The sequence below is a fragment of the Microcoleus sp. PH2017_28_MFU_U_A genome (genome assembly GCF_020738035.1).
In the GTDB taxonomy this organism is placed as follows: Bacteria; Cyanobacteriota; Cyanobacteriia; order Cyanobacteriales; family Microcoleaceae; genus Microcoleus.
Genome location: NZ_JAEQCX010000058.1, coordinates 25660 through 38612 on the forward strand (window position 1 = coordinate 25660; position 12953 = coordinate 38612).

Here is a 12953-nt window from a genome sequence, read left to right on the forward strand (position 1 = left end):
AAGAGGAGAGGCTTTCGACCAATTATTTTTGGTAAAACTCGCTCTCCCAGCGCAGACAATCTACTTCTCAAACAAAGCTAAATCAGCTTTCAGAAAATCAACAAACTGCCGCGCAGTCCTTCCAGAGCGCCCGTTGCGGCGAGTTGCCCATTCCTTAGCGCGGTGTTCCAAATCCTCAACAGCGAGCTTGATGCCAGCTCGTTCGGCGAGATGTCGGACAATTGTTAAATAAGTGTTTTGATCCGCAGGTTCAAAAGTTAAAGTCAAGCCAAAGCGATCGCTAAATGAGAGTTTTTCCTGCACGGTATCCCAAGCGTGAACTTCATCACCGTCACGGGGGCGAGGCCTGTCATCAAAAAACTCTCGAATTAAATGCCTGCGATTAGATGTGGCGTAAACAACTACATTTTGAGGCCGGGCGGTGACATTTCCTTCTAAAACAACTTTCAAGGATTTAAAAGCATCATCATCTTCCTCAAATGAAAGGTCGTCTACAAAAACAATAAACTTTTGAGGAACTCCCCGCAACTTCTCCACAATTAGCGCTAAATCTTGCAAATCCGATTTAGATACTTCAATCAATCGCAAATTGCGAGATCCAAATTCATTTAACAGCGACTTCACCAACGAAGACTTACCCGAGCCGCGACTTCCGTACAGCAAGACGTGCAAAGCCGGATAACCAGCCAGCAAAAACTCTGTATTTTTCACCAGAGCATCCCGCTGCCAATCGCAGCAAACCAACTCTTTCAAATTTATGTGATCGGGATGCGGAATACTCGCTAACTGCCCGGACTTCCACCCAAAAGCACGATACTCTGCAAACAAACCCGTGCCAAACTGTCGGTAATATTCTGCCAAAGATTCCGCAGCGCTAGACCATTTTTCTAGTTTTCCGTGCAGTGGCTTTTCGGCGTTTTCTAGTACATTTTCGCAATACCAAATGGGAGGAACTGAGTCAAGTTGACCCGCTACTCGCACCCACTTACTCAACTGCTCGCTGGTGCAGTCATAAATATTTTGCAGCACTTGTAAATCATGTCTGGCTGCTTCGACTAAAGCGGGCGACAAACTCGCAAAATCTGTTTGCTGAGCTTGGCGAGAAAATGGATTTTCGTCTTTGAGAATTTGCAAAATCAGGGAATCTTTCCAGCTCAAATTTTGAGCAGCTTGAATTTTGAACCAGTTACCGTAAGCTACCTGACACTCTACACCGCTGAGTTCGCTGTGGTGGAGAGCTTGCAGCAAGTCGAGAAAAGCTTGACCTGCGCGGGTTTGGAGAACTGATTGATATAGCAACAGGGATGCTGCTTGGCGTTGGAGGTAACGGATTTGGGCGATCGCACTAGAAGTTAGGGCTGACATAATGCCAATTGTATAACAGTTAGATATCTGGACTGGGTTTAATAAATTTTCTAACAATTTGTGACCGGAATTGCAGGTCTCGCTGTATAAATTGAGATGCAAAGAGTGAAAATTGGGGAATTAAAAATGAATTTAGGTACAGCAGCGGCGATCGGCTACGGCGTTTTGACACTAATTGGCGGCATCATGGGTTACATCAAAGCCAAAAGCCAAGCCTCGCTCATTTCCGGCCTCGTTAGCGGTTCGCTGCTAATTTTTGCCGGCACCGCACAACTCATGGGACAAACTTGGGGTTTAACATTAGCAGCAGCAATTTCCGCTGTTTTAGTAGTAGTTTTTATTGTACGGCTGGTCAAAACTCGCAAGTTTATGCCCGCTGGGATGCTGATTTTGGCTAGTTTGGCGTCTTTGGGTGCGATCGTTTACGAACTCAGCGGTCAATCGATGTTAGGTTTTTGATTTGAGATGTTAGATTTTAGAGTTTAGATCTGAGATTTTAGATTAACTCCACAGCATTTACTGGGAGATTGAACTCAAGTCTAAACTTTTTTAGGTCTATGACTTAATTGGGTGGCTTGTATCTATCTTTGCGTGGATTCAGCAGACATTAGTCATTAGTTACATCCTTCCGTTTGCATCGGAATAATAATTGTCCGAGAGCAGTGCGAGCGTCCCCGCTCGCCTCCTCCATAGCGGGGAAGCTCGCCTCCTCCATAGCGATCGCGAAGCTCGACACCGTACTCTCCTAGCGATCGGGAAACTCGCACTATAGAACCCATTTGACATCTTTAAGTTTTTCGGTTGGGTGACGAGAAATATAGAGAGAAACCCGTTGCTGAGATTTACGCTCATGTCGAGAAACCGGGTTTCTACGAGTTTTTGGGTTGGATGACGAGAAATATAGAGAGAAACCCGGTTTCTCAGATTTACGCAAAATAGATCAGATCTCAAATGGGTTCTATAGTTAAAACACCAATTACCAATTACCAATTACCAATTACCAATTACCAATGCCCAATGCCCAATGCCCAATGCCCAATGCCCAATTCCCAATGCCCCATGCCCCATGCCCCATGCCCCATGCCCCATGCCCCATGACTAATGACTAATGACTGATTCAATATACTGCTCGACTTCCCTGAGTTGCTGCCGCTGGTATTCAATCCAATCCTTTTCCGCCGCGCGCTGTTGGGCTGTCTCTAGTTGGTACCGCGCCTGCTTCTCTAAAAAATTATTGTAGAACATAATCGCTTTTTCAACTGTTTTAATTCCCAGTTTCATGCGCTCCTCAAAAATTGCTAAAATTAAATCATCCAGGATTGAGCTAATCACTTTACAAGACTCTTCAAAATCGCTCAAGCTGATTCCCATTTTACTTTTATGAACCAGAGTTTCTACAGGATCTCTCAGCGTTTCTTTAAAAGTCTTCATATAAGACTCCGGCAAATATCTCAGAGGTTCCGTAAACTTCGATACAATCTCGCCGCCTATTGATTGCAGTCGCTCTCTAAATTTCGATTGACTCTTGAAATCGAAGCATTCTATACAATATTCAACTTTTTCTATATCAATAGATTGTAATTCTTTAAAGATAGAATTGAGTTCATTCTCCACAATTAAAATTACTCGTTCGCCTTGGTAGTCTACTTCATTTCGCAATTCTTTGTACAAATTATCTTTGTCATAAAAACCGATAGAATCTTTTTTAAACACTTGCTGGTTTTGATCCCACAAAAACCACTTATTTTTTAACTTTGTAGCTTTGTCGCTCCACGATTTGCGAACTTTAACAATAGCATCATATTTGCCTTGTTTTCCCAAACTGCGAATTCTCACGTCGCATCCGCTTAGTTCGCCAATTTGCTCCCAGACATCAACAGCAGATGCTTTAGCAATTCTCGGCTTGCTATTCCAGACATCCTCAGCCTGAGATACATCTTTGAAACATACGTGAGCTAACGCCTTGAGTCTGAGGGCTGATTGCTTGATTTCCTGAATACAAGGTTCCACGTCTAGACTGAGGTGGGTAGCTGACTGTTTAATCTCCACGGATTGATATTCATCTGCGAGCAATCGATCGCTAAACTGGGTAATAGCCTGGAATACCTTGAGATACTCATTCATTTCGTTTCATCCCTCCTTTCCCTAAATAGCATACAATACAGAACATCTCCCTTTTTGAATGCAAACTGAGTCAGACCATTTTAGATTTTAGATTTTAGATTTTAGAATTGGGAATGGGAATGACTGATAACTATCAGGGTTTGGAGCGCGGGCCTACAGTTGCATTCTTGTTTTAAACTGGTGTCACAACATGGATTATGTATTCACCCCTACAACTCAGGCTAGGCTCAATACTGGCAACCTCGTACAGCCTGCCACCAAAACTGGAAAATTGCTCCCCGCAGCTAGAGATCCGGTGACAGGGGAGTTTGTGGAGATTGCCAAAATATTTTATCAATCAACAACGACAACTCTATGCGATCGCGGAGTTCTAGGATTGCTCTCACACTTAGGCGGAGGCGGGCCCGTACAGCCGCTGATAGCTCCCGTGTACGTGACAGTCGCGCCCTTGCAGCTTGCTCAAAGTCACCAGGGGTTTCAGAAAATATACAGAATGCTTAACTGTCTCAAAATTAATTTGGCAGTGATGCAAGCGACTGCTGCCGTCATTGGTATTGGGGCTGTATCGAGTACAGTTTTGTCAGCAGTAAACCTCGAACAAGTATTAAAAATCAGAGATGAGGCAAAACACCAGAAGCTCAAAATTAAAGACGGGTTTATCGATCTCAGGCATATCCTCAAAGATAAGGGAGTAGAGGTAATTCAGCAGATTTTTAAGGTGGCTCATGACTCTAATTTTCAAAGGCACCGCCAGCAACTGGTTAACGGTTACGATATTTTTTCTAAAGCTATTAAACGCTGCCAGTCAGCCCTGACAGTGCCGGATCTCAAGCTGCGGAATTCGGAGATTAATAACGGGCGAGATATGCTGTTTGAGGCTTTAAAAATTTACGATCGTCCCGGTTTGTTGGAGGGGCTGTGTTCTGCCGGAAAGCTCCGGCAAATGGAATGTGTTTGGGCGATCGAGCTGGCGCTGGGCATCACGTTTCAGTTGCAGCGGGCTTACGATCTAGTGAGCGATCGCCTGCTCAAACTTCAATCAAAAATTCGTCACGATCTTCTCACTGTTGTGAAAGGATGTCAATCGGAATCTGAACTAGATTTTTTATTTCCAGAAGTTACCAGGATTCTCGGTCACGATCTAAGTGTAATAGAATTTTGGCAAAACGAGGTAGATTGGATGCAAACTTTGTCTCCCAAAGAGCAGCACCAGTTAGCTAGTTTAGATAAACTCAGCGGCGACCATCATATAAAAAGCAGCATCCACACGACATTCGCGGTATTAACTGCGGAACCTTCACTTTATCAAAGTTTAAAGCAAAAGTCTCACTTTCTATCCTTGCGCGACCAGCTAGCCTTCGCCCTGAAGCCGGAACTGCGCGGGGGATACGAGTTTTATGTGTGCCAGCAGGCGATCGCAACTGGCTATCCAGCTTTAGCGGTCTCGAACTGGCAAGAAATATCCGATTTAACTGTGGCTAACCTCTACTACTTTTTCCAAAGTCGAGAGGATTTAAGTGAAATTTATCCCACTGAGGACACAATAGAAACTCCTGCTTGGCACTTTGCCAAATCCTTAGAAAAAGAGTTAAACTACTGCAATTAATTGAAAGCGCTGGCCAAGGTACGTAGTTGCGCTTGGGCGCTCTTTATAATATTAGCAAAGATCGCCCAAGCGCAACTACGTACCTAATTTGTCTGACGACAATAAAACCGCTCTGCTTAGTCGATATTGTAGGGTGCGTCAGCGAGTAGCCTAATTTTCAGGTGAGGAACCAGAATTGGCTGACGCACCCTACTACAAATCAGACTATAAACCGCAGATGTCAAACAGATAAACACAGATAAACGCAGATAATTTCAGGGTGTTTTCCGATTTTTGCAATTCAAGTCTATTATCTCAGCCACAACTTAATAGTATTGTCTTTAGAGCCGCTAGCAATAGTTTTGCCATCGGGACTAAAAGTCACTACATAAACCTCATCGGTATGTCCCGTCAAAGTATTCAGCAATTCTCCGGTATCAAAGTCCCAAATTTTAATGGTTTTATCCTTGCTGCCGCTGGCGATAAATTTCCCGTCCGGGCTGATAGCAACCGAAACAATATCGTCAGAATGTCCCTTGATCGAGCGAATTAAATCTCCACTTTCGAGATTCCAGATTTTAATGCTTTCATCGTAGGAGCCGCTAACAATTGTCTTTCCGTCCGGGCTAACTGCCACAGACCTCACCGCGTCGCCGTGTCCTTCAATAGTTTTGAGCAACCTCCCTGTTGCTACATCGACAATTGTGATTTTTTTATCCTTAGAAGCGCTAACTAAATTTTTGCCATCGGGAGTGAAAGCAACAGAATAAACAAAATCTGTGTGATCTGGTAAATTCTGGAGCAAATTGCCCGTTGTGGCATCGGAAATTTTGGTGGTTTTGTCTCCGCTGGCGCTAGCAACGAGCTGTCCGTCGGGGCTGATAGCGACTGACCAAACAGAGGCACTATGATCGAGACTGCGAGTAGCTTGACCTGTTTTTAAATCCCACAACATGACTCTCCAAAAACCTGTTCCTGTGGCTAGTTTCGTACCTTTTGCATCGAAAGCAACCGACCAAACGGTGGATGAATCTCCTGGGAAAGTGCGGATCGATTTGCCTGTGGCTAAATCCCAAATTTGGATGGTTTTGTCTTTGGAACCGCTGGCTAACATTAAGCCGTCTGGACTAAAAGCAACAGATCCAACTGCATCTGAATGCTGGGCGAAGTTTTTGACTTTGGCGTTTTTCCATTGGAGACCTGCTTGGCACTTTTGTTGTAAGTTTTGGGCGGAGGTATAGGTGCTGGAAGTTTTGGCAATTGTTGGGATTTGGCTGATGCAGCCTTCATAATTGCTTTCTTGATAAAAAGCTTCGATTTGATTGAATTGTTGGGTTTCTTGCTGCACTTGCTGCTGTCTTTCTTGCCATTTGAGGTATCCGTAAATTCCGCCGATCGCAGTTAAGAGGGCTGCAATCGTTGCTCCGGCGATATAAGGATTGATTTTGCGAGGTTCTTTGGGGACAATTGCTGAGGCGCTGGTGCTGTCTGGGGCGATGGATAAACTCCCTTTTCCGTTCAAATTTACCTCTGGGGATGCCGCCGGAATTGCCTGCACTCCCAGTGGAAGAGTGCTGCTGGCTGGGGGCACAATGGCGTTGGGGTTGCGGTGTCCTTCCAACACGATCGCGATCGCCTTGTACAATTTACCGAATAAAGATTTAGGAACGACTAATTCTTCGATTCTGGCCGCATCTTCGTCGGTAAGCCCTAAAACTTGCTGCAACCGTTTTAATTCCTCGCGAGTGTTTGCAGAAAAAGGATATTCTTGCTGCATGGTTTCTTGCAGCGATTGTTCGTAGCGTTCGCCTTTTTCCCTGTATTTGCGGTAAGGGTTCAATACCTCATCTTCGATCGCCTCTGCTTCTTCTGGTTGCAATTCCAAACTGACGCGCAATTCTTCTAATATTCTGCGACCGACGACTGTAATGTCACCGCGACTGCTGCTGCGCCGATCGACTTCTTCGCGATAGATTGTGAGTTTGGGTACCCGCGTGCGCGATCGATCGCCAATTTTCCGCAAATCGGCCAAAGCCTCCGCCGCCGACTGGTAGCGCTCCCGAAAATCGTAGCGCACCATATTGTCCAAAACATCGGCTAGGGCTTGGGAGCAGGAGGTTAAATGGCGCCAAACAATTTCGCCTCGATTAGAATTTTTCAAATCCCGCAGTTTCGGCAAATCGTAAGCCGGCAAACCCGTCATAGCTTGGATGCCAATCATTCCCAAGGCGTAGATATCGCTGTTAAGCTGCGGGTTGTATTGAAATTGCTCGATCGGCATATATTCCAGCGTCCCAATCCGCACAGTTACCGGTGCTTGTCTTTGAGCGATGTGAATTTCTTTCACCGAGCCAAAGTCAATCAAAACTAACTTGTTGTCTGCATAGCGACGGATTAAATTTGCTGGTTTAATATCTCGGTGAATTACTCCCTGTCCGTGTACAAACACTAAAATTTCTAATAGTTCCTTCAACAAAGGAATAATTTTTTCTTCGGGAACCGGCTTTCCCGGTACAATCTCTGTGGATAGCGAGTGACCGGCAATAAAGGATTCTACTAAGAAAAATTCTTCATTTTCTTCAAAATAAGCGAATAGCTGAGGGATTTGGTCGTGTTGACCGAGCTTTTCTAGAACTTCTGCTTCTTTTTGGAAAAGACGGCGCGTAGTATTAATTAATTTGGGCTCGCTGGTACCGGGACGCAGGTGCTTGACAAAGCACTGCGGTTCACCGGGGCGACGAGTATCTTTGGCCAGATAGGTTTGCCCAAATTCTCCTGTTTCTATGACTTCAATGACTTGATAGCGTCCATCTAAAAGTTGGCTCACCATGATAATAACGCAGCCTTTTTTTGGTTGATTTTCGCAAGAAACAGTTTCACAGCAGGCAGTTTTTAGTTGTAATTAGGTCAGTCGATTTGAGATTTAAATTGCTATTTTGTGGCGGGTTCGATGCCCACCAGAGAAGCATTTAACTGTATTTCTCTACAACGATTTGCCGAATTCTCAATTGACTGATATAGCGATTGTCAATCAAGGGAGGTACTCGCCAGCCAATCACTCATTACCCATCACCCATCACTCACGATCGATCGCATATTACCCATTACCAATCCGTACCTCACTCACCTGACGATTGGTGCATCTGTGCGATCGCATTTGTAGTGGGATCTTAAGAACTCGCGTACTATACATAGCACGCGAGAGGGGACAGCACTGTATAAAAATGCTTTTTGCAAAAATGAGATGTTCCCTCTGACAATTGCCATACTTTATTTTTTCAACATCTGCAAAGCTTGATATCCCAAAAAGAAAAAACCCAAAGCACCGAGTATCGCTATGGTATTCGCAAACACATCCACTGAAACAAATTCGCCCATTGCAAGATCCTCTGACAACTGATATCTATCCTCGGCTTTTCGGTCTCAGACTGGGTGAGGGGTCTTGCCCCTTGCTGCGGTAGAGCCGAAAGATGCTCACAAATTATAGCAAAGGAGATGCTGAAAATAACTTTTTGGGCGATCGACTAGCTTTTTGTTTTAATATTTTTTAATATTTAAGGACACAAATTGTGCACGTAAATTTTGAGGTCAGTTCGCTTTGATATTGTTAACCCTGGTAATTTTTTCTCTCATAGTCAGTAGAGCTTACACCAAGAATTTGCGCCAATCGGTCAAAAATGCGCCTCGCACCAACGGCAGTGTGGCTCAGCAGTTATTTCCGTCGGCGGGTGACTTCCCCAAAATTTCGGTAATCGTACCAGCATACAACGAAGCCGAGAATATTCGGGATTGCGCGATCGCCATTTTGGAGAGTACAGCCCTGTCTGCTGACAAGCTAGAGGTTTTGATTGTAGACGATCGATCGACAGACGACACGAAGGCGATCGCCCAAACTCTGCAACAACAGCCGGGCGACCCCCGCCTCAAAATATTAGCAGGTGAGGCGCGACCGGAAAACCAATATTGGGCGGGCAAAAACTGGGCCTGCGCCCAAGCTGTTCGGGAAGCAACCGGAGAATTCCTATTATTTATCGATGCCGACGTGCGGCTGAAACCGGGGGCGATTGAAACCGCTATCGCCACAGCCGAAACCGAGAAAATAGACCTGCTAACCTGTATGCCAGCGCTGGTTTGTGGGTGTTTTTCCGAGTGGTTGGTGCAGCCTTTAATGTTCAATAACCTAGCTGTTTGCTTCGATTTTACAGCCGTTAATGATGCTACAAAAACAGACAGTGCCTTTGCAGGTGGCCCATTTATGCTGTTTAGGCGATCGGCTTACGAAAAAATCGGCGGACACGAAGCAGTTGCAGGCGAAATTGTCGAAGATGTGGAATTAGCTAGACGCATCAAGCGTGCGAGTTTAAAGCTCGGACTTTATTCCGGGTCAAATTTGGCATCCGTGCGGATGTATCGGTCTTGGAGCGCATTGTGGGAAGGCTGGACAAAGAATCTGTATCTCGGCGCTAACCGCAGTTGGGGTTCGATGTTTTATATGGCAGCAATTATGTTCTTTCTTTATCCGATGCCGTGGTTGGCATTAGCTATTTTGCTGGCTAACGGCGAAATTGCCAACATAATTAACAATCACCAATTAGAAATTAGCAATTACCATTTGCCGATTACGTTGTTAACTATCTGTTTATCTGCGATCGTAATTGGGTACCATTACACTTTGCGCCGTTTGGGTGCCGAAATTTCTGAGTGTCCGACGAAATACTGGTGGTTGGGAGGTTTGGGAGGGACGTTAATTGCGGCAATTGCGATCGGATCTGCGATCAAAACCGAAACAGGTTGGGGATGGACTTGGCGCGGGAGAGCTTTGCAAATTAACAATAATTAATCCAGATTTTGCATTCACAAAAATTAGTGGTAGGGTGCGTCAGCTTTCAATACGGTTGACTTTTCGTCAGACAAATTAGGTACGTTGTTGCGCTTCAGCGCTCTTTATGATATTCGGAAAGAGGGCTGAAGCCCAACAACGTACCTTTATTAATTATGACAGTTAGTAGTAGGGTGCGTCAGGTTGGACATTTTCAATCAGCACAAAAAGTCTGATACTGACGCACCATTTATTCGAGGAGTGCGTCAGTATGAGATTGTTGGTTTGTTGCGAAAATAATGATAGCTGACGCACCATACATATAGTCGTCAGTCATATAAATTAGGTACGTAGTTGCGCTTCAGCGCTCTTTATGATATTCGGAAAGAGGGCTGAAGCCCAACAACGTACCTTGACGCACTCTACATATAGATGTTTTCACAACGTACCTTATGCTTCTGCGTACACAAAAGCAGGTACTCGCTTGTAAGCAGGCGTGCCCGATCGCTTTTCAATCTCCGGGTGAAAAATCACATTAACTTCAGGATAAAACATCAAAGCAGCACCCTCACGAACCGCCCCGTAAATCACCTCAACATTTTCCATTTTCCCCACATTTCCCTGCACAGTAACCCGCTGATGTTCTTGCATACCAGCGCTTTCTGCATCGGCGCGATTCATCAAAATGCAGTTGCGGTGCGGCATTCCCCGGTACTTGTCATCATTTTTGTAAACCACAGTATTGTGCTGAGAATAACTGCGTCCCGTCATCAATGCCACAACTAAACCCCGCACCGATTTCGATGCACCAAAATCCTTTATTTCGGGTAATTTTAGCACTGGTAAAGGCGTGACAAACATCTTGGCTTTGCCAGAATTTGTGGGAAATTTTGGTTCGGCAAAAATCCGCCCGCTGATGGTAAATTCCTCTTTAGTTTCATCAATTGTTGCGATTTTTTCATAGCCGGGAATGGTTTGAGCAATCAATTGCCGCACGTACTTGGTATCTTGAAGCTGGCGCCAGTCTACCGGATAAGTGCCGTGAATTCTGGCAGCCAATTCTGTCAAGAAATGCACTTCAGAAATCAAATCAGCATCTTTGAGATGAGTTTCACCTTCATCATTGAAGCGCACAAAATTATTACCCGATTCTACCGTTGTCTTGTGGGGATTTTCAAAGCGATTCAGCACCGGCAGAACAATTGTATTGTGCTTTGCTAATCCGCTAAAATGTCCTAAGTTTGGTTTGGTGGCGAGGTAAATAATGGTTTCAATCTTGCCTAAAGCGCGTTTGGCTTCAGTTAAATCTGGGTTGGCGCCGTACAAGTTGCCGCCCAAACAGATTAGCGTATCGACTTTGCCTGCATCTGCTGCTTCAATGAGCGATCGAGTTTCATAACCCTTAACACGGCTCAGGGGACGCCCCAACAGCTTTTCGAGAGCGGCTTGAACTTCTTTTTTCAGCTTCACAGTCACGCCCATAGAGCCGAATCCTTGGACGTTTGAGTGTCCTCTCACCGGCAATAATCCCGCCCCGACTTTGCCGACATTTCCCGTCATCAAAGCTGTATTGGCGATGCTGAAAATATTATCTACGGCATTCTGTTGTTGAGTAATTCCCATCGCCCAACCGAAGACAACTCGTTGAGAAGTGCCGATTATTTTGGCTGCTGCCTCAATTTCTGGTTGAGAAACTCCGCAGGTTTGAGTAATAGTTTTCCAGTCGGTTTCACGGGCGTGTTGCACTACTGCTTCCCAGTTTTCTGTATAAGATTGCAAATATTCTTCATCGAGCAATCCTTGTTCAATTACAGCTTTTTGAATCCCGACAAATAGGGCTGTATCACTGCCGGGAATTGGCTGCAAGTAGAGCGACGAAATCTCGGAACCTGGGACGAGAGATTTGAGGGGAAATGCTGGAGAAGCAAACTTGACTAAACCGATTTCCATCACTGGATTGATGACAATTATTTTACCGCCTTGTTCGCGGATTTTAATTAATTCGTTCATCAATCGGGGATGGTTGTAGGAAGAATTGCTACCCGCGAGTACGACGCAATCTGCTTGCTTTAAGTTTTCTAAACTGACTATGGAGGTGCCGGTGCTAAACATTTCCTTTAACCCGGTGGTCGAGGGAGCGTGGCACAAATCTGAACAATCTGCTAAGTTGTTAGAGCCGATCGCCCTCATCAACAATTGCAGCAGAAAAGCCGCCTCGTTGGAAGAGCGACCCGAACTATAAGAAGCTACTCGTTGCGGGCTTTTACGAAATCCAGCCTCGGCAATTTCATAGACTTCTTGCCATGAAATGCGATCGTAATGAGATGCACCAGCCCGCAAAATCATCGGAAAACTCAACCTTCCCAGCCTATCTGCTTCCCTGGAAGTTAATTGTTGGAGTTCTGCAATACTGTGCTGTTGAAAATAGTTAGTCGAGATAGCAGGTTTAATTTCAGCCGAAATTGCTTCAACACTTTTCATACACCGCTGAAGTTTTTCGCCATCTTCATTCGTAAAGCCTCCTTTCTGCCCGCCAGTGCCCCAAGCACAGGACAAACAAGCACTTTTGTGCAGCAAAGTTTGCCAAAGTTTCGGGCCTTCCGGCGACAAAGTATGCTTTGCCCAATATTCAATTATGGGCAAACCGCCGCCGATGTCTGGCGTTTCGTCATTTTTGTCGCTAAATGGCGGAACGGGTTGGATATTTTGGGAGTTGGTGTCCATACGGTTTATTTTTTGTTTGAATTGCGAATTGATGTACAGTTAAGTTTATTACTATAATTTACCGCAAATTTACAGCCCATAAATTAGTCAATAGATAGATTTCTTAAAGGTACGTTGTTGCGCTTGAGCGCTCTTTGCTATAAATAGTAGTTCCGAATTAATTGTACGGGATTTTGCTAGATAGATTTCTTAAAGGTACGTTGTTGCGCTTGAGCGCTCTTTGCTATAAATAGTAGTTCCGAATTAATTGTACGAGATTTTGCTAGATAGATTTCTTAAAGGTACGTTGTTGCGCTTGAGCGCTCTTTGCTATAAATAGTAGTTCCGAATTAATTG

General features: G+C 44.8%; 9 protein-coding genes. 4 read left to right on the forward strand and 5 right to left on the reverse strand.

Going from position 1 to position 12953, the window contains the following annotated elements:
• Nucleotides 1-60: 60 nt before the first annotated feature.
• Nucleotides 61-1365 (reverse strand): ATP-binding protein, encoded by a 1305-nt coding sequence (locus JGK14_RS14630; protein WP_325315210.1) that lies wholly within the window; start codon nucleotides 1363-1365, stop codon nucleotides 61-63.
• Between the two features lie 126 nt (nucleotides 1366-1491).
• Here JGK14_RS14630 and JGK14_RS14635 point away from each other — a divergent pair, with 126 nt between their 5' ends.
• The gene (locus JGK14_RS14635; protein WP_293182321.1) at nucleotides 1492-1824 is read left to right on the forward strand and encodes a TMEM14 family protein; all 333 of its coding nucleotides are present in this window, start codon (nucleotides 1492-1494) and stop codon (nucleotides 1822-1824) included.
• A 155-nt stretch (nucleotides 1825-1979) separates the two neighbouring features.
• On the opposite strand, the gene JGK14_RS14640 is transcribed toward JGK14_RS14635, so the two are convergent.
• Nucleotides 1980-2144 (reverse strand): hypothetical protein, encoded by a 165-nt coding sequence (locus JGK14_RS14640; RefSeq protein ID WP_325315211.1) that lies wholly within the window; start codon nucleotides 2142-2144, stop codon nucleotides 1980-1982.
• A 319-nt stretch (nucleotides 2145-2463) separates the two neighbouring features.
• Nucleotides 2464-3489, reverse strand: a complete 1026-nt coding sequence (locus tag JGK14_RS14645) for a hypothetical protein (protein WP_293281796.1) — start codon at nucleotides 3487-3489, stop codon at nucleotides 2464-2466.
• A 190-nt stretch (nucleotides 3490-3679) separates the two neighbouring features.
• Between JGK14_RS14645 and JGK14_RS14650 the strand changes: the two genes are divergently transcribed.
• Nucleotides 3680-5095 (forward strand): hypothetical protein, encoded by a 1416-nt coding sequence (locus tag JGK14_RS14650; RefSeq protein ID WP_325315212.1) that lies wholly within the window; start codon nucleotides 3680-3682, stop codon nucleotides 5093-5095.
• Between the two features lie 289 nt (nucleotides 5096-5384).
• Here the strand turns inward: JGK14_RS14650 and JGK14_RS14655 are convergent, their stop codons facing one another.
• Nucleotides 5385-7904, reverse strand: a complete 2520-nt coding sequence (locus JGK14_RS14655) for a serine/threonine-protein kinase (RefSeq protein ID WP_293182329.1) — start codon at nucleotides 7902-7904, stop codon at nucleotides 5385-5387.
• A 194-nt stretch (nucleotides 7905-8098) separates the two neighbouring features.
• On the opposite strand from JGK14_RS14655, the gene JGK14_RS14660 reads away from it, so the two are divergent.
• Both JGK14_RS14660 and JGK14_RS14665 read left to right on the forward strand, forming a co-directional pair.
• Complete coding sequence (locus JGK14_RS14660; protein WP_293317581.1) at nucleotides 8099-8248, forward strand: hypothetical protein; 150 nt, start codon at nucleotides 8099-8101, stop codon at nucleotides 8246-8248.
• Nucleotides 8249-8672: 424 nt separating this feature from the next.
• Nucleotides 8673-9914 (forward strand): glycosyltransferase, encoded by a 1242-nt coding sequence (locus JGK14_RS14665; RefSeq protein WP_293217442.1) that lies wholly within the window; start codon nucleotides 8673-8675, stop codon nucleotides 9912-9914.
• 429 nt (nucleotides 9915-10343) lie between these two features.
• Here the strand turns inward: JGK14_RS14665 and JGK14_RS14670 are convergent, their stop codons facing one another.
• Nucleotides 10344-12617, reverse strand: a complete 2274-nt coding sequence (locus JGK14_RS14670; RefSeq protein ID WP_325315213.1) for an FdhF/YdeP family oxidoreductase — start codon at nucleotides 12615-12617, stop codon at nucleotides 10344-10346.
• Between the last annotated feature and the right edge of the window lie 336 nt (nucleotides 12618-12953).

What these genes read in the sequence shown, in the direction of transcription:
- JGK14_RS14630 (WP_325315210.1), bottom strand. Translation starts at nt 1,365, where the DNA reads ATGTCAGCCCTAACTTCTAGTGCGATCGCCCAAATCCGTTACCTCCAA.
- JGK14_RS14655 (WP_293182329.1), bottom strand. Translation starts at nt 7,904, where the DNA reads ATGGTGAGCCAACTTTTAGATGGACGCTATCAAGTCATTGAAGTCATA.
- JGK14_RS14645 (WP_293281796.1), bottom strand. Translation starts at nt 3,489, where the DNA reads ATGAATGAGTATCTCAAGGTATTCCAGGCTATTACCCAGTTTAGCGAT.
- JGK14_RS14640 (WP_325315211.1), bottom strand. Translation starts at nt 2,144, where the DNA reads ATGGGTTCTATAGTGCGAGTTTCCCGATCGCTAGGAGAGTACGGTGTC.
- JGK14_RS14635 (WP_293182321.1), top strand. Translation starts at nt 1,492, where the DNA reads ATGAATTTAGGTACAGCAGCGGCGATCGGCTACGGCGTTTTGACACTA.
- JGK14_RS14650 (WP_325315212.1), top strand. Translation starts at nt 3,680, where the DNA reads ATGGATTATGTATTCACCCCTACAACTCAGGCTAGGCTCAATACTGGC.
- JGK14_RS14670 (WP_325315213.1), bottom strand. Translation starts at nt 12,617, where the DNA reads ATGGACACCAACTCCCAAAATATCCAACCCGTTCCGCCATTTAGCGAC.